This window comes from Bacillus sp. BSL6 (genome assembly GCF_052928345.1).
Window position 1 is genome coordinate 75,222 of the sequence record NZ_JAVGCW010000007.1, and the last position, 25,374, is coordinate 100,595.

Consider the following 25,374-nt stretch of genomic DNA (forward strand, 5'->3'; position numbering starts at 1 on the left):
CAAACCCATTTCAATTATTTATTGTCTTCCTTAGTAGCTGCAACTTCTTCTTTAGCTTGTCCAGAATTCTTCATGTAGTGAAGTATAAATGTTGCTCCAAATGCTACAACTAAAATAATGAAGAACAATGTATGACTTACTTCAATATGAATAACAGACAGTAACATTTTTGCTGCAATAATCAAAATTAAAATATATGCTGTCGTTTCAAGTTCTGGAATACGCTCTAACAATTTTAAGAATACACCAGCGATACCGCGCATCATTAAAATACCGAGCATCCCACCTAATAATAGAATCCAAACTTCATTTGATACACCAAATGCAGCAAGTACGCTATCTACAGAGAATGCGATATCCATTAATTCAACCATCGCAACTGTTCCCCAGAAGACACCAAACATTCTGAAGAGAATACTGTTTTGGTTCATACCATGAGCTTCCTCTTCTTCTGCATTACCTTTTCTTTTATCAATGAAGTATTTAACTGAAAGCCACGCTAAGTAAAGTGCACCTAACACTTTTACCCATGCTAATTTAATTAAGAACATTCCAATTCCAATTGCAATAAATCGAAATACATAAGCACCAATAAGTCCATAGAATAATGCTTTTTTACGTTTTTCTTCCGGAAGGTGTTTTACCATTACCGCTAATACAAGTGCATTATCAGCAGATAATAACCCTTCAAGTACAACAAGTGTACCTATTAATCCCCAAGATACTGGATCTTGCAACACTTTAATCCACATGTCCAAGTCGAAAAACTGAGCATACGTATCAAGGATTCCTTGCAAAATACTCATCTTACCTATATCCCCTATTCTTTGCTAGATTTATAGAAAGGTCAAAAAAAGGAAACGAATATCGTTTCCTTTCTATGCATCCAAGCCATACGCTCTTACAAGCGCACCTAAACCACCTTGGAATCCACTTCCTACTGCATTAAACTTCCACTGTCCATTATGACGGTATAATTCACAAAAGACAACCGCTGTTTCAATGGAGAAATCTTCCCCTAAATCAAAACGAAGAACTTCTTCATTCGTTTCTTCATTCGCTAAACGAACGAAGGCATTTCCTACTTGTCCAAAGTTTTGACTACGGCCTTCCGCATCATAAATCGTAACTGTAATAGCAATTCTATGCACATCTGCTGGAACTTTCTTTAAGTCCACAACAAGTTGTTCATCATCGCCTTCACCTTCACCTGTGCGGTTATCCCCTGTATGTAGAACAGACCCACAAGGAGACTGTAAATTATTATAGAAGATAAAATCAGTTTCCTTCGTACATTTTCCGTTGGCATCTAATAAAAAGGCAGATGCATCTAAATCGAAATCTGATCCACCATCATAAGATTTAATATCCCAACCAAGACCAATTACTGCTTTTGTTAAGCCAGGGCTTGTTTTACCTAAATCGATTTTCTGTCCTTTTTGTAACTGAATGGCCATGTATATTCACCTCTATATTTTAATCTTTAAAAATATATCCATTAGCAAATATATATTTACTAATGGATAGCTAAATCTATTACTCTACATCTAAACCGAAATTGTTACATAGAGACGCTAATCCACCTTGGAATCCACTTCCGATTGCATTGAACTTCCATTCACCTGCATGACGGTATAATTCACCTACTACAACCGCTGTTTCAATAGAGAAATCTTCTCCTAAATCGTAACGAATTAACTCTGCATTCTTTTCTTCATCTAAAATACGTACGAAAGAATTAGAAACTTGTCCGAAGTTTTGGCTACGACCTTCTCCATCGTAAATTGTGATTGTAAAACAAATACGTTCAATATGTGCAGGTACGTTTTTCAAATCTACTTTGATTGACTCATCATCGCCTTCACCTTCGCCAGTTCGGTTATCTCCTAAATGTTCTACAGCACCATTCGCACCTTTTGGGTTATTATAGAAAACAAAATCTTCTGCTCCTGAAACTTTACCGTTAGCACCTACTAAAAAGATACTAACATCTAAATCAAAATCAGCTTGTCCATCATAACGATTTGTATCCCAACCAAGTCCTACAAGAACTTTTGAAAGACCTGGATTCGTTTTTGTTAAGTCTACCTTTTGTCCTTTTTTCAATGAAATTGATGCCATATACAATTCCTCCTCGGTTTATTTTATTGATAACGTGATACAATCTCACTTAAGTTTTTATCTTGTGTGCCTTCCCCAACAGCTGAAAACTTCCATTCACTTCCGTGGCGATACATTTCACCTGCAATTAGAGTCGTTTTGCCAGCATAATTATCCGATAAATTATAGCGTGCGAATTCTTCACCAGTTTGCGGGTTTTGAATACGAATATATGCATTACGAATCATCCCGAAATCTTGACGACGATTTACACAGTCATAAATATTTACAACGAATACTAAACGATTAATACGGCTTGGAACTTTATGTAATTCTACGAAAATTGTTTCGTCATCACCAGCGCCTTCACCTGTTAAATTATCTCCTGAATGAATAATACTACCACAAGTAGAAAGCTTGTTTCCGAAGTAAACTAAATCGTTTTTATTTAAAAAACGATCCCCTTCTAACATAACAACAGATGCATCACAATCTACATTTGGTTTACTTCCAAATAATGAAGACAGAAACCCACCTGATTGCCCAATTGGATCCCAGCCTAAGCCAACCTGTAGTTTTGCTACTTTTGGTTGTCCTTTCGTTAAATCGATCTTTTGACCTTTTTCTAAAATAATAGGCATGCAGTTTCTCCCTTTCTACAAAGCATTTTCCAAATCGGAAAATATTGTATTCTTCCCTTATATTGTAGCATTATTTACCTAGTGATAAAAAGGATAAATTCTCAGTTATATGAAAACATTCATATAATTTACTTATGATGATGTAAGAAGTGGTAAATAGCACCAACCATTCCTGCACAATTACCGTTTTGCGCAAGTTCAATCTCACAAGTACTATAAATCTCTTTATTTAAGTATTTACTGACCTCTTCTTTTACTTCTTTTAAAAACTCATTTCCTCTAGCGGTAATTCCTCCACCAATAATAATTGTTTCTGGATTAAAAATATAAGCAAGATTACTAATTCCAATCGCTAAATGTTTAAAGAACACCTCAACTACTTGCGTAACTTCCCTATCTCCTTTATCATACAGTTCGAAAATCGTTTTCCCATTCCAATCACCTTCTCCTTTATATTTTCGGACAAGATGAATTAACCCTGAAACGGAAGCGACCTCTTCAAACGCTTTTCCTTCTATTAACATATTTCCCCATTCACCAGCACTAAACGAATGCCCTCTATATAACTCTCCATCTATAAAAATTGCTCCTCCAATACCAGTTCCAAGGGTGAGCATAATAAAGTTTCCTTTCTCTCTTCCACTACCATTCCACTTTTCTCCAAACGCTGCACAATTCACATCATTATCAATGGATACAGGAACTTTTAATACCTCTTGCAATCTATTAATAATAGGAATCGTACTATAGCCCGGAATATGATCCGCCCCTCCCGTCACAACCCCTTTATTAACGTCAACAATTCCCGCAGTACTAATACCAATTCCCCAAACCTTATGTTCCCCCATTAATTTTTTTGATAAAAGAATGAGTTTTTGAATGATTTGTTCTCCGCCCAAATGAATTTCTGTTGGAACTGTTTTATGCTTTAGTACTGTTCCTGTTTCTGAAACAATTCCATATTTAATGTGTGTACCACCAATATCAAATGCAATATACTCTTTCATCTGCTGTCACTTCCTCTACTGTAATGAGTGTAAAATTCTCACCACTCTACTATTCATAAAGAATTTACACTAACTCTTTTCTCTCTTTAGAAATACACCACCTTTTTCTATATATAGTTTTTTTTGCATAAAACTCTTTTTCCTATGAAATATTACAAAAGGATGTATTTTAGATGGAATATTAATTTTTCAGGAGGAAATCAATGACGAAAATTTTCATTTTAGCATCAACTCTTTCTTTATCTTTCTTTAGTGGATTAAATATCGGTAATGCAGCAACAGAAAACTTCTCTCCAATAACAAACGCGGTTGTACAAAATAACGATCATTTCGCAGAAGGTAACTCAAAAGATAATAACAAACCACCAGGAAACGGTGGTTCTCAGGACGATAGTGGTTCTGGTGACAACGGCTCTGGCGGCAATGGCTCGGGTGGCAGTGGTTCTGGTGACAACGGCTCTGGCGGCAACGGTTCTGATGGCAATGGTTCTGGTGGCAATGGTTCCGGCGGTAGCGGTTCTGATGGCAGTGGTTCTGGTGGCAATGGTTCCGGCGGTAGCGGTTCTGATGGCAGTGGTTCTGGTGGCAACGGTTCCGGCGGTAGCGGTTCTAATGGCAGTGGTTCTGGTGGCAACGACTCTGGTGGCAATGGTTCCGGCGGTAACGGTTCTGGTGGCAATGGCTCTAGCGGTAGCGGTTCTGATGGCAGTGGTTCTGGTGGCAATGGCTCTAGCGGTAGCGGTTCTGATGGCAGTGGTTCTGGTGGCAACGGCTCTGGCGGCAATGGCTCTGGTGGCAATGGCTCTGGTGGCAATGGCTCTAGCGGTAGCGGTTCTGATGGCAGTGGTTCTGGTGGCAACGGCTCTGGCGGCAATGGCTCTGGTGGCAATGGCTCTGGTGGCAATGGCTCTGGCGACAATCATGGTAAAGGCGATAGCAGTTCTCAAGGGGGAAATGACTCTCATGGAGGTAACCGTGTTAAAGGCGATAGCAGTTCTCAAGGAGGAAATGGCTCTCAAGGTGGCAATAGTTCCAAAGGTGGTAACGTAAAAGATAACGCGAAAAAACAAGGCGATAAGTTACCTAATACGGCAACACATTATCCTGCATCTATTTTAATGGGACTTTCAACATTCCTAATCGGTATGTTACTATTTATTCGCCGCAAAAATGCAAAATAAAAACACATTCTTCCATCTAAAAAATACATGAAATAAATTATAAAACTAAAAGGACTTTGGATTGCATTTTTTTATGCACCCAAAGTCCTTTTCATTATCTATCAAAAAGAGCATTAATACGCTTTTCCCCAATACACCATTTGTTTAGCTTCTTTACCACAACAAACACATTCATCAGCTAAATGTTCTTGTTCAAAAGGCATACAGCGAGAAGATACCCCAACTTCTTCTTTTAGTTTCTCTTCACAAGCTAACTCTCCACACCACATTGCTTTAATAAACCCTTGCTTTTCATCCGCTAATTTTTTCATCTCTTCAAAATTCGCCACACTATACGTATTTTCATCACGAAATACTTTTGCTTTATTAAATAAAGAGTTATGAATTTCCTCAAGTAGTGCTGGAATGCGTTCTTCTAATTGATCCATTGATATAAACTCTTTTTCTTTCGTATCTCTTCTTACGAGTACAACTTGATTCTTTTCAATATCTTTAGGACCAACTTCTAATCGAATTGGAATACCTTTCATTTCATACTCATTAAATTTCCAACCTGGTGTTTTATTACTAGCATCTATTTTTACTCGTGCAACCTTTTGAATATGTCCTTGTAACTCTATCGCTTTCGCCAAAACTCCTTCTTTATGCTGCGCAATCGGTACAATAACAACTTGCACTGGTGCGACTTTAGGAGGCATTACAAGCCCATTATTATCACTATGAACCATAATAAGTCCACCTATCATTCTCGTTGATACGCCCCAAGATGTTTGGTGTACATATTGCCACTTACCGGTACGATCTAAAAATTTAATATCAAATGCTTCAGAGAAATTCGTTCCAAAGTTATGGGATGTTCCTGTTTGAAGTGCTTTCCCATCATGCATTAAGCTTTCAATCGTATAAGTTGCCTTTGCTCCCGCAAATTTTTCTTTTTCTGTTTTTTGTCCTTTAATTACCGGTATCGCTAAATAGTCTTCACAGAAAGAAGCATATAGATTTAAAATATTTAACGTTTCAGCTTGAGATTCTTCTGCTGTTTCATGAATTGTATGTCCCTCTTGCCATAAGAATTCTGTTGTGCGAAGGAATGGCCTAGTTGTTTTCTCCCAACGAACTACTGAACACCACTGATTATATAGCTTTGGCAAATCATTATAGGATTGCACAATTTTTGAAAAGTGCTCACAGAATAAAATTTCAGATGTAGGGCGTATACAAAGTCTTTCTGCTAACTTTTCATCCCCGCCATGTGTCACCCATGCTACTTCAGGAGCGAATCCTTCTACATGATCCTTCTCTTTTTGTAATAAGCTCTCTGGGATAAACATTGGCATATACACATTTTCATGACCGGTTGCTTTTAACTTCTCATCCATAACTTTCTGCATATTTTCCCATAAGGCATAGCCGTACGGGCGTAGAATCATACATCCTTTTACACTTGAATAATCAACAAGTTCTGCTTTTTTTACAATATCTGTGTACCACTGTGCAAAGTCCTCTTCCATCTTCGTAATCGCTTGTACTTGTTCTTTTGCCATAGTCCGTCTTCCTCCTTCTAGAAAATACAAAAAAGCCCGCGTCCCTAAATAGGGACCGAGCTTTGCCGGCGTTACCACCCTGATTCATGCACAAAATTGCGCATGCTCTCTTTTTGATAACGGGAAATTCCCGCTGCATATGCAGAACGCAAAGGTAGGTTCCATGTTGTCTTTTTAAGAATCTTTCAGCCTGACGGATTCTCTCTCTGCTAAAAAGGTTGAACATATACTAGTCCTTTTTCATCGTTATAACAAAATAAATTTGTTGAATATCATAATATAAATTTCACTTCAAAACAAGAGTGAATTTTCTTATTTTTATATATTCTTTTCATTTTTTGCAGTTTTATACGTAGCTTTTTCGTGATATTTTTAAAAGTTGATGTGCAATCATACCAATAAGTGTACCAAGTAGGACGAAGAAACCAATAAACCCATACCCCATTCCTTCCCATCCACCAATAACCATCATTGTAACAGGAAAGGATGCTAAGCAAAGAAGTATTAAACTAAGTGCAAATATAATATCAAACTGCTTATTTGGAAACCGTTTCTTTAGTAAATACGAAATAGCAAATACAAGAATAATCGTAATTCCGCCAATGATGTAAAAGATACTAAATCCATCTAGCAGATCCACAGTATTCCCTCCTTTCATTCATTCCCTTATACTTAATTATATGTTTAACTTTTCTGAAAATAAATAATAAATTTTATTCAAAAACATATTTTTATTACTAGGTATTAATAGTAATATATAGTAATAGGTTTTATATAATTAGGAGGATTGCTTTATGGATAAAGCATTAACGAATCGTGTCATCATTTTATCATTCGACTGTTTATCAGCTTTAGATTTTCCTATACTACAAAAATTACCTTACTTCCAATCTCTAATCAAAAAGGGCACGGTTGTCGAAAAAGTAGAACCAATTTATCCTTCTGTAACATACCCAAGTCACTCAACAATCGTTACTGGAAACTATCCTAATAAACATGGCGTAGTTAGCAATACGTTATTTCAACCTGGGCGCCAGTCACCAGATTGGCATTGGTACCGAAAATCCATTAAAGGAACAACGTTATACGATGAAGCACATAAAGCAAATTTAACGACAGCTGCCCTGCTATGGCCTGTTACCGGCAGAGCAAATATTGATTACAATTTACCAGAAATCTTTCCAAATAGGCCGTGGCAAAATCAAGTTTTAGTTTCATTATTTAGCGGTAGCCCGCTGTATCAATTAGATTTGAATCGTCGTTTCGGCCATATACGAAATGGGCTGTCACAACCTGAACTCGATGATTTCGTACTTGCTTCTGCTGTGCATACAATCCAGACGAAAAAGCCTAATGTTATGTTCGTGCATTTTACTGATTTAGACACTCAAAGACACTATCATGGCTTTGAATCCAAAGAAACAATAGCTGCAATTCATAGACATGATGAGCGACTAGGGAAAATTATTCAAGCTTTAAAAGACAGTGAACTATACGAAGAGAGCACTATTATCGCTCTTGGTGACCATAGCGCTTTAAGTGAAAACAAAGCCATTCAATTAAATGTACTATTTCATCAAAAAGGGCTTATCTCTATAAATTCAAAAGGAAAATTAGTAGACTGGAATGCTTATTGCCAAAGTTGCGATGGGTCCGCCTATGTATATGTGAAAGACAAAAATGATACGGATACAATTCGAGAAATACAACTACTCCTTGAAGAACTGCTTCAAAATAAACAAAACGGTATTGAATTTATACTTCATGATGAGGACGCGAAGGAATGTGGTGCAGATGGTAATTGTTTATTTATGTTAGAAGCGCGAGAAGGATATTATTTCACTGAAAACTATACAGGAGATTTTATAAAAGACATTACTGAAAAAGATGTTACGCCTAGTAAAAAATATACATTTGGTACGCATGGATACTCTCCAACAAAACCTAACTATGAAACAATTTTTATAGCTGCCGGGAAAGGGATAAAAAGCGGCATTACCATACCATATATGAGACTTATTGATGAGGGCCCAACTATCGCTAGACTACTCGGTTTACACTTAGGTGAAACAGACGGATCAATTGTAGAGGATTTACTCCAATTGTAAAGAACTGTGTATATATGTAAAAGTTATGTAAAAATCATCACTGTTTCTCTTTTTATAATTTTTATTTTTGTACACTGTTAGTAGAACTAATTTAAGGGGGAACACTATATGAAAAAAATGTCCAGACAAGAAAAAAGCTGGATATTATACGATTGGGCGAACTCGGTATATTCGCTCGTCATTACAACTGCATTATTCCCAATTTACTTTAAAGCAGCTGCAAAAGAAGCTGGACTATCTGGTGCAACGTCAACAGCATACTGGGGATATGCGAACTCATTCGCTACACTTTTAATTTCTATACTTGCCCCTATTCTCGGCACAGTTGCTGATTATAAAGGATTTAAAAAACGATTTTTCACGTTCTTCTTTGGACTCGGTATTGTATTTACAAGTATGTTAGCAGTCGTCCCAACATCTCAGTGGTACTTATTACTAGGATGCTATATGCTCGCATTAGTCGGTTTTGCTGGAGCAAACATTTTTTATGATGCATTTTTAGTAGATGTCACTTCTGAAGATAGAATGGATCGAATTTCTACGAGAGGTTTCGCTTTAGGCTATATTGGGAGTACTATTCCATTTATCGGTTGTATCGCTCTTATCATTCTTGCTCAAAAAGGAACTATCCCTTTATCAGTCGGCATTGCTAGTCAAATTTCATTCGCGATAACCGCTCTTTGGTGGGGACTATTCACAATTCCAATGCTGAAGAACGTAGAGCAAACACATTATATTGAACGTCACCCAAAACCAATTGCAATGAGCTTCAAACGCCTTGCTGATACTTTTAAAAATATTAAAGAATATAAAACGGTCTTTATGTTTCTAATCGCTTACTTTTTCTATATTGATGGGGTCGATACAATTATTACTATGTCTACCGCTTATGGAACAGATCTCGGCATTAGTGCAACGAATCTATTAATCATCTTATTCGTCACACAAATTGTAGCTTGTCCATTTGCTTTATTATACGGAAAATTATCAACAACATTTACAGGTAAAAAAATGCTATATGTCGGTATTATTATTTACATCATTATCTGCATATATGCTTATTTCTTAAAAACCACACTCGATTTCTGGATTTTAGCAATGCTAGTTGCTACTTCTCAAGGCGGTATTCAAGCACTTAGTCGCTCCTATTTTGCAAAACTAGTACCTAAAGAATCTGCAAATGAATTCTTCGGATTTTATAATATATTTGGGAAGTTCGCCGCGATTATGGGTCCAGTATTAGTCGGTGTTACAACGCAATTAACAGGAAAAACAAACGCTGGTGTTCTTAGTATTATTGTATTGTTTATTATCGGTGGATTTTTATTAACTAGGGTCCCTGAAAATAATACATCCGTTACACCACCTAATCCGAAAACTAAAACGCTATAAGAAAAAGATCCTCTTCATGCAAGAAGGGGATCTTTTTTATCTATAACGTCTTACAATTAAAAACTCAACAGCCGGCTTTACAACTATCGCAGCACATAACGCAAACAATAACGGTATGTTATGAAAATCAATCCATCTATTGAAGCCTACAGATGCGAAAAACAGACCAAAAATGAATACAACGAGTACATAATATGTAACATTGGCACTTGTTTTTAATACATGTTTTTCTAAATCCTCTTTCTCCTCAGTATCCCCTTCGACGCTATGTGATGCCAAACTTTTAAATAGATAATGTAACGCGATGCTACAAATAAATAGTGCATACCAGTTTACTTGAAGTTCAGTTAGCCAATAGTAAAGTGCAAACACTAACGTACCTATAGCCACTAATATAGTAACGAAAAGGCTTATTTTCTCTTTCCCCAACAACTACTCCCCCTACTGCTTGTACAAAAATAGTTTATCAACAGTTGTTCCTAATACTTCCGCTAAACGAAAAGCTAACGCTAAGCTTGGATCATATTTATTATTCTCAATTGCATTTATCGTCTGTCTAGAAACCTTACATTTATCAGCTAATGCGCCTTGTGAAATATTATTTTCAGTGCGTAATTCATAGATTTGATTTTTCACATCATTTCTCCTAACCTGTAAAATCGTTTTTACATCATCAGTATATAATTGGCTCATATAGTTGTCAAAAGTTCGCCAAAGAAAAAGGGAGCACTTCTGCTCCCTTACAATAGTTATTTCGACGCTAACGAATTTGTTAGTTCCTCTTTATTAGTGACATCTTCTTTCTTTATTTGCATGCGTAGAACTGGCCCTATTGCTAATAAAATAAGTGCCATTGCTATACAAAATACTGTAACTATTGAGGTCAGCTCCTTCAATCCTCCAGCTATTGAAGTTCCAATTAACATTGCTCCCATAAACAGCGGTAAAATTGTTCCATTTACTCTTCCAACCATATTTTCTGGTACAAGTTGAATCATAAGCGTACCGACAACGATATTAACACAGGCTAAACAAATACCTGTTCCAAATCTCATGAAACTAGTAATCCAAAATGATGTAGATAGCCCTTCTACTAAAAATGACATCGCTAATATGCCCATACCGAATACGAACATCTTTTTCGGGTTCACTTTTGAAGCGAAAATCGCAGCAACAATACCACCAATTAACATACCTATTCCATCAGCTGCAGCTAAATATTGAACTGCTTCCTTTTCCATTCCAAGGCGTTCTATTACAAGAAACACTTCTAATGGCGTTGTTAATCCAACAGCTAAGCCCATAATGGTGAAAGTAATTGTAATCATACATAAATTTTTCGTATGAAGAACGTATTTCCAACCCTCTTTTATATCATTTTTTAATGAATCTCTTGCCACTTGCTCTTGTTCAACCCATTTCGGTAAAAATGAAAGAGCGATAGCAGATAACAAAAATAAAATGATTAAGCTATATAGTGACGTAAATAAACCAAGTTGTGTATACACAAGTGATCCTACCACTGGTCCAAAAATCATAAATAATGACTGTAATGTTTGGTTAAATGCAATCGCATTCGCTACCTGTTCTTCCTTTACGTAGCGCTTAAATATACGCGAAGATGATGGTTGGGAAAACTGGCCTACAATCGCGGAAATGAGTGTTGCAAAAAATATGGCCTGCCAATAATCCAGTTTTAACAACAGGACAATTCCTATAATAGACATTACACTTAATACATCTCCAGCGACCATTGTTCTTTTCGGATTCCAGCGATCAGCTAGCGCACCACCGATAAACGAGAAAATAAAAATAGGTGCATATTCCATAACCGATAACAATGAAACGGAAACTGGATCATTATTCGTTCGCTCCATTATGAAATATAGAAGGGCCATATTTCTAATCCAAATTGCAAATTGTTGTAAAATATCAGACGCCATAACGAGCATAAATGCTCGGTTTTTAAATAAAGCGTTCATTTTTATTCTCCTTCCATAAACCGACCGTTCGGTCTAATTTATTTTGTAAGAAAAGCAACTGACCTATTATTCAGCTGCCATTCCTTTTAACAATACATCTATCGCCTTTTTATAAATACGTTTCAGCTCTTTATAATCTAACTCGTAATAAAGTACTCCAAGCCCTGATAATAATCCATTCACAATATACATAAGATCGCGCGTATTATCCTCACGAAACTCTCCAGACTGTATGCCTGCTTCAATTAATGTCTCAAACATAACATACGATTCTCTAGTTAAAGCTAACATTTCATCCAAAGTTTCTTTGCTTACAACTTGGCTCATAGAAAATTCTTCTATTGCATTAGAAATAGGTTGTTGTATGTCCTCTACATGATATTCTGCTAAGGCATACAATTTCTCAGTGCTAGTACTATACAACTTCTCTTTTTCATTCCATTTTTCAAGCCAATCATACGTATGCTGCTTTACTACAAATAAAAATAATTCTTCTTTACTTTTAAAGTGATAATAAATGCTTCCTTTACTTCGCTCTGTAATTTCACAAATCTCTTCCATAGATGTAGCTGCATAGCCCTTCTGTGAAAATAAAATTTCTGCTTTATATGCAATTTCTTTCTTTATCTCTTCTGCACTTCTTCTCATATTCACACCTCTTTAAACCGACCGTTCAGTCTAATAATAACAAATTAAAAACCTCTATTACAAGAGGCTATATTTCTTATTTAAGAAAACGTACTCTCAAACCACGTTCGAATCATATGTATAATTCCAATTTTAAATCCTAATTTAACAAGAAATACGCCTCCCGCAGCTAATAAAAATAACATTACTTTCCCCTTGTTTTTCACTTTCGGCTCCCTTTTCATTTCCATTCCCCTTAGTATATTAAAAATATTTAAACAAACGTTTCTTTAACTGTTTTTATGCATATGTAAGCCAACTAATTAAACGTTTGTTTAAAAAGAAATACGCCTATATAAGGCGCATTTTCATCAATCACCGCCACCTCCGCCACCATCGCAGCTGCCTCCGCTATCTCCACCGAAAGACCCTCCACAATCATGTGAACCTCCATGCGAGCTATCATTATCAGATCCCGCAAAGAAAAATAATGGTGATGAGTTGTTAGATGAGTTATGAATGTTATTTTGTTTTGTAAGATTTACCTTCTTTTTGTTTGATCGAACTGCTGTTAAGATTGTTACAACTACAACAAATAATAGTATAAAAATAATAAATTCCATATAAAAGCCTCCCTTATTCCTCGAATAATTGAAAGGTTCTCTCTAGATTTTCAAGCGAAATGAAGCGCGATTCACGGAGAATCTCTTTTCCATTATGAAATAATAAAATTGTCGGTCCAGTAAATACTGCATATCGCCCTGCAACCTCTTGCATGTCTTGCAGTAATATCTCTATTTTCTCTACGTAATCATAGTTCTCTAATACGTAATTTACTTTCCTTAACATGACATCACAAACACCACAATTTTCCGTTTTAATAAACAGAAGTACTAATTGTTGTTCTTCAATATATGTTGCTAATTCTTCTATCGTTTCAAATTTTTTCATCTTATCCCTCTTAACGTAGTTTATGAAATACTTTATCTTGATACATACGAAATGCTGAACTATCTTTAATCTTTCTTTTTTCCATTACTTGCTGAAAACGTAGCGTTTTTGCCGTTAACTCTTCTTTTAATTTTTTTCTCTCTTCTTCATCATAACAGCAAGCAATTAAATCCTCTATTTTTAATATATCTTTTTGTAGTTCCATTTCTGGAGGAATCATGCCCGCATTTTTTAAAATTTTATAACTCATTCTAAGTTCTGGAGGTACCATTGAAAGATCTTCTAATTGTAGTGGTTTTCCTTTTCCCGGAATATTATCGAGATCACCATTCCGTATTGCTTTTCGAATTTTTTCTTCAGCAATATTCAAAAACACATCCACACTATTCCCTCCTTTACATATTTTTACTATTATTTTACATGAAATTTCATTATCTTGCTACGCTATTACAAATTGACCTCATACAATTTTTTCTCAAATTTAACTCCAAGAAGCCCTTTCCTCTCTAATCGATATTTTATTTTCATGTGTAATCTGTATTAGAGCCATTTCATATTGAGAAAGTCTTTTCGAATTCAATAAAGCGTTTACACCAAATCTTACATTTGCTACGATTTAATCAGCTTCAGCTCCTTGTATAGACTTCGTGATGTCTGATCATTTTTATCTAGATTCATTTTGATTTATTGGCGAATGCCTTTAAATATATCTTTTATTTTGAAAGGAGAAATGGCTATGAAATCAAAAAAATTCACACTGCTATTACTATCCCTACTACTCTTCTTACCTCTTTTTCTCACAAACTTTATTACTCCCAATGTCGCATTAGCAGATTCACAAAAGCAAGGTCAAAAAATTGTTGGGTATTTTCCTTCATGGGGCATTTACGGACGTAATTATCAAGTTGCAGACATTGATGCATCAAAGCTAACTCATTTAAACTATGCTTTCGCTGATATTTGCTGGAATGGAAAACATGGAAATCCTTCTACTCACCCTGATAATCCAAATAAACAAACGTGGAACTGTAAAGAATCTGGTGTACCACTGCAAAATAAAGAGGTCCCTAATGGTACTCTCGTACTCGGTGAGCCATGGGCTGATGTCACAAAATCTTATCCTGGCTCAGGTACAACTTGGGAAGATTGTGATAAATACGCACGCTGCGGAAATTTCGGCGAACTGAAACGATTAAAAGCTAAGTATCCTCACTTAAAAACAATTATTTCCGTTGGTGGCTGGACTTGGTCTAACCGCTTTTCTGACATGGCCGCTGATGAAAAAACAAGAAAAGTATTCGCTGATTCTACAGTCGATTTCCTACGCGAATATGGATTTGACGGCGTTGATTTAGATTGGGAATATCCAGGCGTAGAAACGATTCCTGGTGGTAGTTATCGCCCTGAAGATAAGCAAAACTTCACCCTACTCCTTCAGGATGTTCGAAATGCATTAACGAAAGCTGGTGCAGAAGATGGTAAACAATATTTACTAACAATTGCATCAGGTGCAAGCCAACGTTATGCTGATCATACAGAGCTAAAGAAAATCTCTCAAATACTGGATTGGATTAATATTATGACATATGATTTCCACGGTGGATGGGAAGCTACTTCTAACCATAATGCAGCTCTATACAAAGATCCAAATGACCCAGCAGCGGATACGAATTTTTACGTAGATGGTGCAATAGGCATTTATACAAATGAAGGGGTTCCAGCAGATAAACTCGTATTAGGTGTACCATTTTACGGACGCGGGTGGAAAAGTTGTGGAAAAGAAAATAACGGACAATACCAACCTTGTAAACCAGGTAGTGATGGAAAGCTCGCTTCTAAAGGTACTTGGGATGACTATTCTACCGGCGATACAGGTGTGTACGATTATGGTGATTTAGCAGCTAATTATGTTAATAAAAATGGCTTTGTTCGCGGATGGAACGATGTGGCGAAAGTACCTTATTTATATAATGCAACTACAGGTACATTTATTAGTTATGATGACAACGAATCTATGAAATATAAAACAGACTATATAAAGACAAAAGGTTTAAGTGGCGCAATGTTTTGGGAGCTTAGTGGTGACTGTCGCACAAGTCCAAAATATAGTTGCAGTGGACCAAAATTACTTGATACGTTAGTAAAAGAATTACTAGGTGGACCTATTACTCAAAAAGATATTGAGCCACCAACAAACGTAAAAAATATTGCTGTAACAAATAAAAATTCAAACTCAGTTCAATTAAACTGGACGGCATCTACTGATAACGTAGGAGTTACGGAATATGAAATTACTGCTGGAGAAGAGAAGTGGAGTACAACAACAAATAGCATTGCAATTAAAAACTTAAAACCTAATACAGAATACACATTTTCAATACTAGCAAAAGATGCTGCTGGAAATAAATCACAGCCTACTTCTATTATTGTAAAAACAGATGATGCTAACACAACACCTCCTGGTGGAAATAGCAATGCTACCTTTTCAGTCACTTCAAATTGGGGAAGTGGTTACAACTTCTCGATTGTAATTAAAAATAGTGGAACGACCTCTATTAAAAACTGGAAATTAGAATTTGATTATAACGGCAATTTAACACAAGTTTGGGATTCTAAAATTAGTAGTAAAATAAATAATCATTACGTAATTACGAATGCAGGATGGAATGGTGAAATTCCTCCTGGTGGATCGATTACAATCGGAGGAGCAGGAACAGGCACTCCTGCTGAACTTGTAAATCCATCCATTAGCGAAAACTAAACGTAACTTCCAATAATTATTTCACTAAAGTTTGAATTTAGGTTTGATTCCTCTCTCCTAAATTCAAACTTTTAATTTTATGAAAAATCACAAAGAAACATTATAATAACCTATTATAATTATATTTAGTTTTCAATATGAAGTTCGTGTGAAGTTCATCTGAATTTTACATGAATTTCCTTTAAGCTCTATTGTCTTCCTATACTAATCACATTATCCTTTACATATAGGAATTATTTTCATTCCATTTCAAACTATCTACATATATATATAAAGATAGTCGCCTATTAGGGAAAGGCATCTAGTATTATTATAAATATAAACATAACAAAAGAAAAAGCACGCTTATAAGCGCACCATAAGAGTGCTTCTTCATACAATTCTCATGTAAGAGTTCTCGAAAATCATGTTAATCACAAAGAAAAGGCATTAGCTTATACAAGCTAATGCCTTTTCTTTATTCATATTGTTCAGCGTTCCATTCTTCTATATTCCACACTTTTGTTATCCATGCTTCATAAAAAGAAGGTTCATGTGATACAAGTAAAACGGTTCCTTTATATCGTTGTAGCGCTTCCTGCAACGCCTTCTTTGTTTCTATATCCAAATGATTAGTTGGTTCATCTAAAATTAAAACATTACTTTTCTTTACGATAAGTTCACATAAACGTACTTTCGTTTGTTCTCCTCCGCTTAATAAACGAATAGGTTTTAATACATGTTCTTCTTGCAATCCACACTTTGCTAATGCTTGGCGCACTTCTTTCTTTGTCATATCTGGTCGCTCTGCCCAAACTTTCTCTAAGGGTGTTGTTTCTGAAGCAAACTCTTCCTGGGCAAAATACGCAGGATTTACTCGTTCTCCAACAGAAATTGAACCGCTTAGCGGCTTAATTTGACCTAATAATGTTTTTAACATCGTCGTTTTTCCAATTCCATTATGACCAATAATCGCTATCTTTTCTCCTTTTTTCACTTGTAAATTCAACTCTGGACATAAAGGATCACTATAACCTATCCTTAGTTTCTCAGCTTGCAATATACGACTCACCGGCTCCTCATAAACATTGAAATCAAAACGGGATCGAGTTACAGAATGAATCTTTTCAATCCTTTGCATTTTCTCTAATACTTTCTCTCGACTTTTAGCCTGTTTCGCTTTTCGAATTTTATTTTTTTGAATAAATATTTCTAACTGAGAGATTTCTTTTTGTTGTTTCGCATACGCCGATTGTAATTGTTTCTTTTGCACTTGGTAACTTTGTACAAACTTTTCATAGTTTCCTACGTATCGCTTCACTTTTCCTCCTTCTAGATGAAAAATAACATTTGTAATACTGTTCAAAAATAATTCGTCATGCGAAATGATTACATAAGCTTTTTCATATAGTCTCAAATATGATTGCAACCATTCTATATGAGCTGTATCTAAATAATTTGTTGGCTCATCTAGTAATAAAACATCAGCTTTTTCTAAAAGAAGCTTCCCAAGTAATAACTTTGTTCGCTGTCCCCCACTTAACTTCGATACATCCTTTTTCAAACCTATTTCAAATAAACCTAAACCGATTGCTACTTCTTCAACTTCTGTATGAATGTGATAAAAATTAGAGCTTTCCAATATAGTTTGTAATTCTCCATACTTTACTAACAGTTTTTCTACTTCTCCTGCTCCATTCATTTGTTCAGCAATTTTTAACATTTCGTATTCAATCGCATACAAATCAGCAAATGCACTTTGCAAGTATCCCTCAATTGTCATCCCTTCTTGTAAATCCATATGCTGCTGCAAGAAACCTACCTTCACATGCGGAAACCATTCAATGTTCCCATCATCATGTATAAGTTCTCCTGTTAAAATCTTTAACAATGTTGATTTTCCGATTCCATTTCCCCCTACTAACCCAACATGCTCACCCTTCAATATTCGAAAACATGCATTATATAAAATGGTTTTCTCACCATACGAATGACTTACATTTTCTACCGTTAATATACTCATTATTTTCTCTCCTTTGCTTATGATTCATAAGCTAAATAGAGAGAGCAACAGTATAAAGCCTTATTTAATTGTGCATATAAAAAATGGGTAAGGTGAATACACCTTACCCATTACATATTATCGTAAGAAAGGATTAAGGTTCTTTACCTGCTGTCTTCAATTTAGCTTAATCGATAAAAATGGGCAGACTTCTCCCATATCAAGCTAAAACCATTTGAAGAACAGTTGATAAAGTCATTTTATCCTTTCACTCCTTTAACATTTGTTATATTAAGAGTATAAACTACTCTGTTATATTCTATTCTCTACTTTTCCTTTTGTTCCTTCTCCCCCTATAAAAAAAAAGCCTCTTAACAGTAATTATACAAAAAACTGTTAAAAGGCTTTTTCTATTTTTTCATATAAGGAGCTAATACTCTCAAAATTTCTTCCTTATCCTTCTTTAACTCAAGTGATGTTAACATATCCATCGTTCTCGGCCTAGGTAATTTCACTTGTACCTCACCAACTATTGATGCTGGTCTTTGAGATAAAATAAATACGCGATCCGAAAGCAAGATTGCCTCATCTAAGTCGTGTGTAACCATAACGATTGTTTGCTTCTCTTGATGCCAAGAGTTTAAAAGCCAGCTATGTACTTCCATTTTTGTAAAAGCATCTAATTTACCAAAAGGCTCATCAAGTAGCATAATTGGCTTTTCACATAAATATGTGCGCAGAAAACTAATTCTTTGACGCATCCCTCCAGACAATTCATCTGGATAATGGTCTGCATATTCATCTAATTCAAACTGCTTTAATGCTTCCATTCCTTCTGTCAGCCTTTGTTTTTTCGGCTTCCCTTCAATTTCTAACGGAAGAACGATATTTTGTAAAGCCGATCGCCACGGTAGTAATAAGTCCTGTTGCGGCATATAACTTACAACATCTTGCTCTTGCATTTGCTTATCGTTATACGTTACACTTCCACTTGTTGGATTTTCAATATTTGCGATCATATTTAATAGTGTGCTTTTCCCACAACCACTCGGTCCTACAAAGGAAACGAACTCTCCCTCTCTTATAGAAGCACTAATATTTGCTAATACATTCTTGCCATCGAAAGATTTCACAATATCTTTTATTTGTAATCCACTCATTTTTCACTTGGAAGGAACTCATTTGTAAAGGCATCTTTCACATCAATTTTCTTCTTAATAACTTTGTTATCATATAAGAAATTCATGTAATTCGTCCAAACTTCTTCCTTCTGTACTCCCCACGCTTTTGCATCATCTTGATACTTCGTACTTAGCCATTTTTGACTTTCTTGTACTAAATCTTTATTTACATCTGGAACAGCTTTAATTAAAATATCGGCAGCTTCTTTCGGTTCTTTAATTGCAAAATTATAACCCTCTGTCGTTGCACTCATAAACTTTTTCACAAAGTCTTTATCTTGCTTCGTATGTTTTTCACTCGTAATCATAACAGGACTATAGAAATCAAGCGCTGGATCTAAGTCTTTCACCATAATCGTATTTAACTCTTTTCCTTGGCGCTTCGCTTCAATTCCATCCCATCCATAATAAATCCATTCAAAATCTGCATCACGACCAATTGATTTAAAGAAATCTGTTTGTCCTAAAATGATTTTTTCAACTTTATTAAAATCAGCTTGGTGCTTATCCATAATAGTCTTTAATGTCGCTTCTTCCGCTGGTCCTCCCCAGCCACCGTAACGTTTCCCTTCAAAATCTTTCGGTGACGTCATATTATCTTTCTTAAGCGATGCAAAAGCTGAAGTGTTATGCTGAATAATCGCCCCTACAGATACAACAGGAATACCTTCCACACGAGCCAACGTTACATTTTCTTGTGCGCTTATTGCGAAGTCAGCTTTTCCTGAAGCTATCATTTGCTCCGCCGTCACATTATCACCAGGCTGAATGATTTCTACATCTAAGCCTTGCTTTTTATAATAATCTTTCGCTTGTGCTACATATAAGCCAGTATGATTCGTATTCGGAAACCAATCTAATACGACTTTTACTTTTTGATCTTTAGTTGCACTTTCTTCTTTCTTTGCCGTATTACATCCAGCTACACCTACTGCTACTAAGGCAGCCAACATAACTTTTAAACCTTTTTTCATTTTCTGCCGTCCTTTCTATATATCCATGGTGCTGTTATTCTTGCCATAAACTCCACGATAAAATACAGACATAATGTCACCATTACAATAATTGCTGCAACACCAAATACTCGGGCTGTTAAAAAGGATTTCGTAGCCCTTGTAAGCATAACTCCTAATCCTTCACTGGCACCAAGCCATTCTCCAATAATCGCTCCCATTACACTATATGTAACTGCAATTTTTAAGCCGGAGAAAAAGTATGGAAGCACTGCTGGAAACTTTACTTTCTGGTAAATTTGCCATTTTGTTGCCTTCATCGTTTGCAACAACTTCAACATATTTTTATCTACCGTTTGAAAACCTTCTAAAATGCTAAGCGCAATTGGAAAGAAACAAACGAGTATGACTACCATTACTTTCGGTAGCATTCCATATCCAAACCAAATAATAAATAACGGTGCAAGTACCACAATTGGAATCGTTTGCGAAATAACAAGCAACGGGTTTATTAAAATACGAAATAAAGGGATAACGTCCATAAGAATTGCAATGCTTGTCCCAATTAAAATCGCAAAGAACAGTCCAATTATAACCTCTTGCAGTGTTTGCATCGTATTCGGTAATAGTAAATCTTTCATTCCAATTAATTCTTGAACAATGGCAGAAGGCTTCGGTAAAATCCACGGTTCAATTTTAAATAATGAAACAGATCCTTCCCATATCGCAATGAGAAGGATAAGCCAAATTGTTGTAATTATTTTAGATTGCTTCTGGTTTTGCATATTCATCACGGTACTTCCAAACTTTTTCATCTATCGTTACACCAGTGCTTGGACGATAGTGGATTTTAATAGAAGTAATCACTTCTTCAGCTCCAGCATCCACACAAGCTTGTTGCGCACGTTTAACGACATCAAGAAGTACATCTAATTCTCCTTCCAGCGTTGTTTCCATTGCCCCTACTTCATAACGAACTCCCGATTGTTGCACAACTTCAATTGCCTTATCAACAACAGAATATACATCTTTTGTTTTTGCTTGTGGTACTACTGAAAATGACATTGTAACTTGTTGTGACATAATAAAATCCCCCTTATGAAATTAAATTTTAAAACAAGAAAAGGCTTTCCTACTACGTAGGAAAGCCTTGTATGCAAGTTATTATAGAATAACATATGCTACATCACTTTAAGTAACTCCCTACGCTGGCATTATCCAGATCAGGTTGAGGGTCGATGTTTGCTTACATCCTCTCAGCCAATTGGCTCCCCGGTCCTTAATTCGTTTTCATTGTAGCATGATTTATTTTATTGAACAAACAAAAGCATGTATAATCATTTCATTTAACTTTTGAACTCCCCAATTAACTCTTGTAACTCCTGTGAGAGCCAGCTTAAAGAACTGGCTAATTCAGCAATATCCTGTACAGACATTTCCTGTTCTTTCATGATTTCTTCAACATTACTACTACTATTCGCATACTTATTTGTAATAAGTGATAGTTCATTTACAACACGAACAATGTTTTGGCTATTTTGCAATATATTATTTGAATTGCTAGAAACAACTCCAACTTGATTAGTAACAGTTTGTGCTGATTTCGAAATTTTTTCAAAGAAAGCACCACTACTTTCAACAAGTTTCATTCCAGACTCTACTTCTTTTGAGGTTTTTTGCATTGAAACAACAGCTTCTTCCGTTCCTGCTTGTGTTTCCCCTATTAATTTTGCTATATCTTTTGCTGATGCTTCCGTCTGCTCTGCTAATTTACGCACTTCATCAGCAACAACAGCAAATCCCTCTTCAGTTTCCTCAGCACGTGAAGCTTCAATAGTAGCATGTAAAGCTAGCGAATTCGTTTGATTTGAAATACTTGTAATTACAGTTACAATATCACTAATTTCTTTTGATCTTACTTCCAAAGAATAAATGATAGAAGATAAATCTTGTACTGCATTTTGTATTATATTCATTTGATTAATTGCCTGTTTAGTAACACCGTTTCCTTTAACTGAATGATGCTCTATACCTTCAGACGCTTTCACCATTTGTTTTGCAGCATTCTTTATCTCTTCCATCTTATCTTCCATTTCATATACAATACCTAAATACTGTGGTACTGAAGTTTCTTGTAATTGAGCGCCAGCTCTTAACTCAACCATAGAACTTACGATTTCTTGAACTGCCATACTATTCTCTTTTGTACTCACTGACAATTCTTGTGAAGATGAGGAAACCTGTTCTGCTGTCTGCTTCACTTTATCTATAATTCCTTTAAACTTCTCGATGGTATTATTAAAATAAGAATTAATAATACCAATATCATCTGATCTTTCCTCTAATTTAATATTTAAATCACCTTCACCAACTCTGCGCAATCCTTCACGTAAATCTCGCAATGGAGCAAGTGCATTACGTACAATTAAGAATTGAATAACAGTTGCAATTAAAACAGAAATACAAATAAACATTAAACCTTGTATAATGAATTTTTCCTTTGTAATAGGAACAATAGAAGCATCTACATCGGCTGCAACAATCGCCACAATATTTCCTTCTCCATCTTTAATTGGCTCTAATATCGTTACCCATGTTCCTAATAGATCTTCATATACTACTGTCATGTTTGCTTTTTTCGTGCTCATTACCTTATCGTATGCTTCCATCCAAAGATCTGGTTGTTTATAATATTCTCCCGGCCTTACTTCAACAACATTTGCTAACTCTGTAGACAAGTCGACGATTAGTAACTCACCTTTTTCATTTTTTTTTGCTCCAACAATATACGTTTGTCCAACACTATTCAATTCTTCCGTTGCTTCATCTAATTTCTCTGTTAACTTCTCTCTCTTTTCTCTTTGTGCCACTGGGTCTTTTGTAACATCTCTCACTATTTCTTCGTCTAATTTATGTAATACCGTATCTCCTGTTTCAAAAGAATGCCTTTCAAATATAGACATCATGCTATTTTGAAACATGTTAAAACTTAACGCTCCCATAGTACCAACAAGCGTCAAAATAACTAACACAGTTAACAATACATTCTTTTGAAGAAATGATAGCTTGTGCCAATATTTTTTCATCAACATCACCTTTCTTAATTAACTTAATATAAAGGAAAGCTATTAAAATAGAAACCTTATCAACAACTGATAAGGTTTCTCATTTGTTTGCAAATAAAAAAAGACCAATGAAAAAGCATTGGTCAAGACCAACCCTATCCGTCCGGTAACTGGCTAGCGTAGCCTTTCGGCCTTAGCTCCTGTAGTTTTGCGTCCTAATGTTTCCATCAGTTTGCCTTTCTCGCTGAACGAGTTGAACGATATGGGAGTTCTATGAGAATTACATTATTCTCTATCAAAGATTACAACATAAAAATTAAAATGTCCACCTATTTAGAGATACAAATGTAAAATTTGGATGTATTATTTTTTCGAAATAATTTAACAAAGTACGTGAATGTTACATTTCTTGTGTTATATAATAAAAAATGTATATAACACAAGGATTGTTTTGATTATTTATTTTAATTTTCTTTTAAATTAAATTATTCAAATATATCTTAACTAATGAATTTCGGAGGTAGTTTATCATGTTTTGGCTACAATTTCTTACATTACTACTCTGCATTTTTATTGGCGCACGTCTAGGCGGAGTTGGTCTAGGAGTAATGGGTGGCGTTGGTATGGCAATACTTGTTTTCGTCTTCCACTTACAACCTACAGCTCCTCCTATTGATGTCATGCTTATGATTTTAGCAGTAATTACAGCTGCTGGTGCACTCCAAGCCGCTGGAGGAATGGACTACCTTGTTCATTTGGCTGAGAAAGCATTACGAAAAAATCCAAAACGCATTACATTCTTTGCTCCAATTGTTACTTATTTATTTACACTTTGTGCAGGAACTGGTCACGTTGCTTATTCTGTACTTCCTGTTATCGCAGAAGTCTCTCGCGAATCTGGAATTAGACCAGAACGACCAATGTCAATTGCCGTAATTGCTTCCCAACAAGCAATTACAGCTAGTCCTATATCAGCTGCAACAGTTGCACTTTTAGCAATGTTAGCTGACTATAAAATCACCTTATTAGATATTTTAAAAGTAAGTATCCCTTCTACTTTCATCGCTTGTATGATAGCTGCATTTGTTGCTAGCAAAATGGGGAAAGAATTAAATGAAGACCCTGAATACTTAAAACGATTAAAAGAAGGAATGATTCCTAAGATTGAAGAGAAAAAAGAATTTGTTGGTGTAAAAGGCGCTAAATTATCAGTTATCCTTTTCCTAGTAGGAACTTTCCTTGTCGTACTTCTCGGTTCATTTGAAGCACTTCGTCCAGGATGGATAGTTGATGGAAAGTTAGCCCGTCTTTCCATGCCAAACACAATTGAAATGGTTATGTTAACGATCGCAGCTCTTATTATTATTTTCTGTAAACCAAATGTAGAAAGCATCGTGTCTGGTAACGTCTTTAAAGCGGGGGCAACAGCAGTTGTTGCTATTTTCGGTATCGCTTGGATGGGAGATACTTTCTTTAACGGAAACTTAAATATGATTCAGGGATCAATTCAGCATCTAGTAACAAGTGCGCCATGGCTATTTGCCATCGCATTATTCATTCTATCTATTTTACTATATAGCCAAGCCGCAACAGTACGTGCTTTAATGCCTCTTGGATTATCACTCGGTATTCCACCAGCACTACTGATCGCGATGTTCCCTGCAGTAAATGGATATTTCTTCATTCCAAACTACGGAACAATCGTTGCTGCCATTAACTTTGATCGTACTGGCACAACTGGCATTGGTAAATATGTTTTAAATCATAGCTTTATGATTCCAGGCCTAATCGCAACATTCACTTCTATCGGAATTGGAATGCTCTTAATTTCAATTATGTTTTAAAGAAAAAGCACAAACCTACAAATTTAAAGGGTTTGTGCTTTTTTAATCAAACGTTT

At 35.6% G+C, this 25,374-nt stretch carries 26 protein-coding genes, 2 riboswitches and 1 other annotated feature; of the genes, 5 read left to right on the forward strand and 21 right to left on the reverse strand.

Going from position 1 to position 25,374, the window contains the following annotated elements; translation table 11 throughout:
* Positions 1-14: 14 nt before the first annotated feature.
* From RCJ96_RS21315 to RCJ96_RS21335, 5 genes are all read right to left on the reverse strand, one after another.
* Entirely contained in the window at positions 15-806 is a 792-nt protein-coding gene (locus RCJ96_RS21315) for a TerC family protein (protein ID WP_000025695.1), read from the reverse strand.
* A gap of 72 nt (positions 807-878) precedes the next feature.
* The gene (locus RCJ96_RS21320) at positions 879-1,457 is read right to left on the reverse strand and encodes a TerD family protein (protein WP_001007534.1); all 579 of its coding nucleotides are present in this window, start codon (positions 1,455-1,457) and stop codon (positions 879-881) included.
* Positions 1,458-1,536: 79 nt separating this feature from the next.
* Positions 1,537-2,121, reverse strand: coding sequence for a TerD family protein (locus RCJ96_RS21325; RefSeq protein WP_000146723.1), 585 nt, complete (start codon positions 2,119-2,121; stop codon positions 1,537-1,539).
* Between the two features lie 23 nt (positions 2,122-2,144).
* Positions 2,145-2,741, reverse strand: coding sequence for a TerD family protein (locus RCJ96_RS21330; RefSeq protein ID WP_001121583.1), 597 nt, complete (start codon positions 2,739-2,741; stop codon positions 2,145-2,147).
* Between the two features lie 128 nt (positions 2,742-2,869).
* Positions 2,870-3,748 carry an ROK family protein gene (locus RCJ96_RS21335; RefSeq protein WP_242304633.1) on the reverse strand — a complete coding sequence of 293 codons (879 nt, stop codon included), beginning with the start codon at positions 3,746-3,748 and terminating at the stop codon, positions 2,870-2,872.
* Positions 3,749-3,951: 203 nt separating this feature from the next.
* Here RCJ96_RS21335 and RCJ96_RS21340 point away from each other — a divergent pair, with 203 nt between their 5' ends.
* The gene (locus RCJ96_RS21340) at positions 3,952-4,929 is read left to right on the forward strand and encodes an LPXTG cell wall anchor domain-containing protein (protein WP_446699840.1); all 978 of its coding nucleotides are present in this window, start codon (positions 3,952-3,954) and stop codon (positions 4,927-4,929) included.
* A gap of 113 nt (positions 4,930-5,042) precedes the next feature.
* Here the strand turns inward: RCJ96_RS21340 and proS are convergent, their stop codons facing one another.
* Entirely contained in the window at positions 5,043-6,473 is a 1,431-nt protein-coding gene (gene proS / locus RCJ96_RS21345) for a proline--tRNA ligase (RefSeq protein WP_416504473.1), read from the reverse strand.
* Between the two features lie 47 nt (positions 6,474-6,520).
* Positions 6,521-6,726, reverse strand: a binding site (T-box leader).
* A 93-nt stretch (positions 6,727-6,819) separates the two neighbouring features.
* Complete coding sequence (locus tag RCJ96_RS21350) at positions 6,820-7,113, reverse strand: YesK-like family protein (RefSeq protein ID WP_139302790.1); 294 nt, start codon at positions 7,111-7,113, stop codon at positions 6,820-6,822.
* 154 nt (positions 7,114-7,267) lie between these two features.
* Here RCJ96_RS21350 and RCJ96_RS21355 point away from each other — a divergent pair, with 154 nt between their 5' ends.
* On the forward strand, positions 7,268-8,581 hold the full coding sequence (locus RCJ96_RS21355) for an alkaline phosphatase family protein (protein WP_242304635.1): 1,314 nt from the start codon (positions 7,268-7,270) through the stop codon (positions 8,579-8,581).
* Between the two features lie 108 nt (positions 8,582-8,689).
* Positions 8,690-9,973, forward strand: coding sequence for an MFS transporter (locus RCJ96_RS21360; protein WP_000738818.1), 1,284 nt, complete (start codon positions 8,690-8,692; stop codon positions 9,971-9,973).
* Positions 9,974-10,009: 36 nt separating this feature from the next.
* On the opposite strand, the gene RCJ96_RS21365 is transcribed toward RCJ96_RS21360, so the two are convergent.
* From RCJ96_RS21365 to RCJ96_RS21400, 8 genes are all read right to left on the reverse strand, one after another.
* Entirely contained in the window at positions 10,010-10,402 is a 393-nt protein-coding gene (locus RCJ96_RS21365) for a hypothetical protein (protein ID WP_416504472.1), read from the reverse strand.
* Positions 10,403-10,414: 12 nt separating this feature from the next.
* A complete protein-coding gene (locus RCJ96_RS21370) occupies positions 10,415-10,666 on the reverse strand; it encodes a helix-turn-helix transcriptional regulator (RefSeq protein ID WP_242304637.1) in 252 nt (83 codons plus the stop codon).
* Positions 10,667-10,722: 56 nt separating this feature from the next.
* On the reverse strand, positions 10,723-11,955 hold the full coding sequence (locus RCJ96_RS21375) for an MFS transporter (protein ID WP_416504471.1): 1,233 nt from the start codon (positions 11,953-11,955) through the stop codon (positions 10,723-10,725).
* Between the two features lie 66 nt (positions 11,956-12,021).
* Entirely contained in the window at positions 12,022-12,603 is a 582-nt protein-coding gene (locus tag RCJ96_RS21380; protein WP_001254431.1) for a TetR/AcrR family transcriptional regulator, read from the reverse strand.
* 80 nt (positions 12,604-12,683) lie between these two features.
* Positions 12,684-12,827, reverse strand: a complete 144-nt coding sequence (locus RCJ96_RS21385) for a hypothetical protein (RefSeq protein WP_000817976.1) — start codon at positions 12,825-12,827, stop codon at positions 12,684-12,686.
* 126 nt (positions 12,828-12,953) lie between these two features.
* Positions 12,954-13,205, reverse strand: coding sequence for a hypothetical protein (locus RCJ96_RS21390; RefSeq protein ID WP_242304639.1), 252 nt, complete (start codon positions 13,203-13,205; stop codon positions 12,954-12,956).
* A gap of 13 nt (positions 13,206-13,218) precedes the next feature.
* Entirely contained in the window at positions 13,219-13,533 is a 315-nt protein-coding gene (locus tag RCJ96_RS21395) for a thioredoxin family protein (protein ID WP_074608160.1), read from the reverse strand.
* Between the two features lie 10 nt (positions 13,534-13,543).
* Positions 13,544-13,915 (reverse strand): DnaJ family domain-containing protein, encoded by a 372-nt coding sequence (locus tag RCJ96_RS21400; protein WP_073543758.1) that lies wholly within the window; start codon positions 13,913-13,915, stop codon positions 13,544-13,546.
* A gap of 354 nt (positions 13,916-14,269) precedes the next feature.
* On the opposite strand from RCJ96_RS21400, the gene RCJ96_RS21405 reads away from it, so the two are divergent.
* Positions 14,270-16,294, forward strand: coding sequence for a glycosyl hydrolase family 18 protein (locus tag RCJ96_RS21405; RefSeq protein ID WP_074608158.1), 2,025 nt, complete (start codon positions 14,270-14,272; stop codon positions 16,292-16,294).
* A gap of 457 nt (positions 16,295-16,751) precedes the next feature.
* Here RCJ96_RS21405 and RCJ96_RS21410 read toward each other — a convergent pair whose 3' ends face one another.
* From RCJ96_RS21410 to RCJ96_RS21435, 6 genes are all read right to left on the reverse strand, one after another.
* Positions 16,752-18,296 carry an ABC-F family ATP-binding cassette domain-containing protein gene (locus RCJ96_RS21410; protein ID WP_416504470.1) on the reverse strand — a complete coding sequence of 515 codons (1,545 nt, stop codon included), beginning with the start codon at positions 18,294-18,296 and terminating at the stop codon, positions 16,752-16,754.
* Between the two features lie 389 nt (positions 18,297-18,685).
* Positions 18,686-19,435 carry an ABC transporter ATP-binding protein gene (locus tag RCJ96_RS21415; RefSeq protein WP_000016058.1) on the reverse strand — a complete coding sequence of 250 codons (750 nt, stop codon included), beginning with the start codon at positions 19,433-19,435 and terminating at the stop codon, positions 18,686-18,688.
* Positions 19,432-20,430 carry an ABC transporter substrate-binding protein gene (locus RCJ96_RS21420; RefSeq protein WP_074608154.1) on the reverse strand — a complete coding sequence of 333 codons (999 nt, stop codon included), beginning with the start codon at positions 20,428-20,430 and terminating at the stop codon, positions 19,432-19,434. The genes RCJ96_RS21415 and RCJ96_RS21420 overlap by 4 nt, the downstream gene beginning before the upstream one ends.
* Positions 20,427-21,200, reverse strand: coding sequence for an ABC transporter permease (locus tag RCJ96_RS21425; RefSeq protein WP_001057156.1), 774 nt, complete (start codon positions 21,198-21,200; stop codon positions 20,427-20,429). The genes RCJ96_RS21420 and RCJ96_RS21425 overlap by 4 nt, the downstream gene beginning before the upstream one ends.
* Positions 21,172-21,492, reverse strand: coding sequence for an MTH1187 family thiamine-binding protein (locus RCJ96_RS21430; protein WP_000082906.1), 321 nt, complete (start codon positions 21,490-21,492; stop codon positions 21,172-21,174). Before RCJ96_RS21430 ends, RCJ96_RS21425 begins: the two co-directional genes overlap by 29 nt.
* A gap of 100 nt (positions 21,493-21,592) precedes the next feature.
* Positions 21,593-21,694, reverse strand: a riboswitch (TPP riboswitch).
* A gap of 61 nt (positions 21,695-21,755) precedes the next feature.
* Complete coding sequence (locus RCJ96_RS21435) at positions 21,756-23,495, reverse strand: methyl-accepting chemotaxis protein (protein ID WP_416504469.1); 1,740 nt, start codon at positions 23,493-23,495, stop codon at positions 21,756-21,758.
* 141 nt (positions 23,496-23,636) lie between these two features.
* A riboswitch (cyclic di-GMP riboswitch) is annotated at positions 23,637-23,721 on the reverse strand.
* A gap of 283 nt (positions 23,722-24,004) precedes the next feature.
* On the opposite strand from RCJ96_RS21435, the gene RCJ96_RS21440 reads away from it, so the two are divergent.
* The gene (locus RCJ96_RS21440; RefSeq protein ID WP_000498695.1) at positions 24,005-25,318 is read left to right on the forward strand and encodes an anaerobic C4-dicarboxylate transporter family protein; all 1,314 of its coding nucleotides are present in this window, start codon (positions 24,005-24,007) and stop codon (positions 25,316-25,318) included.
* Positions 25,319-25,374 lie beyond the last annotated feature (56 nt).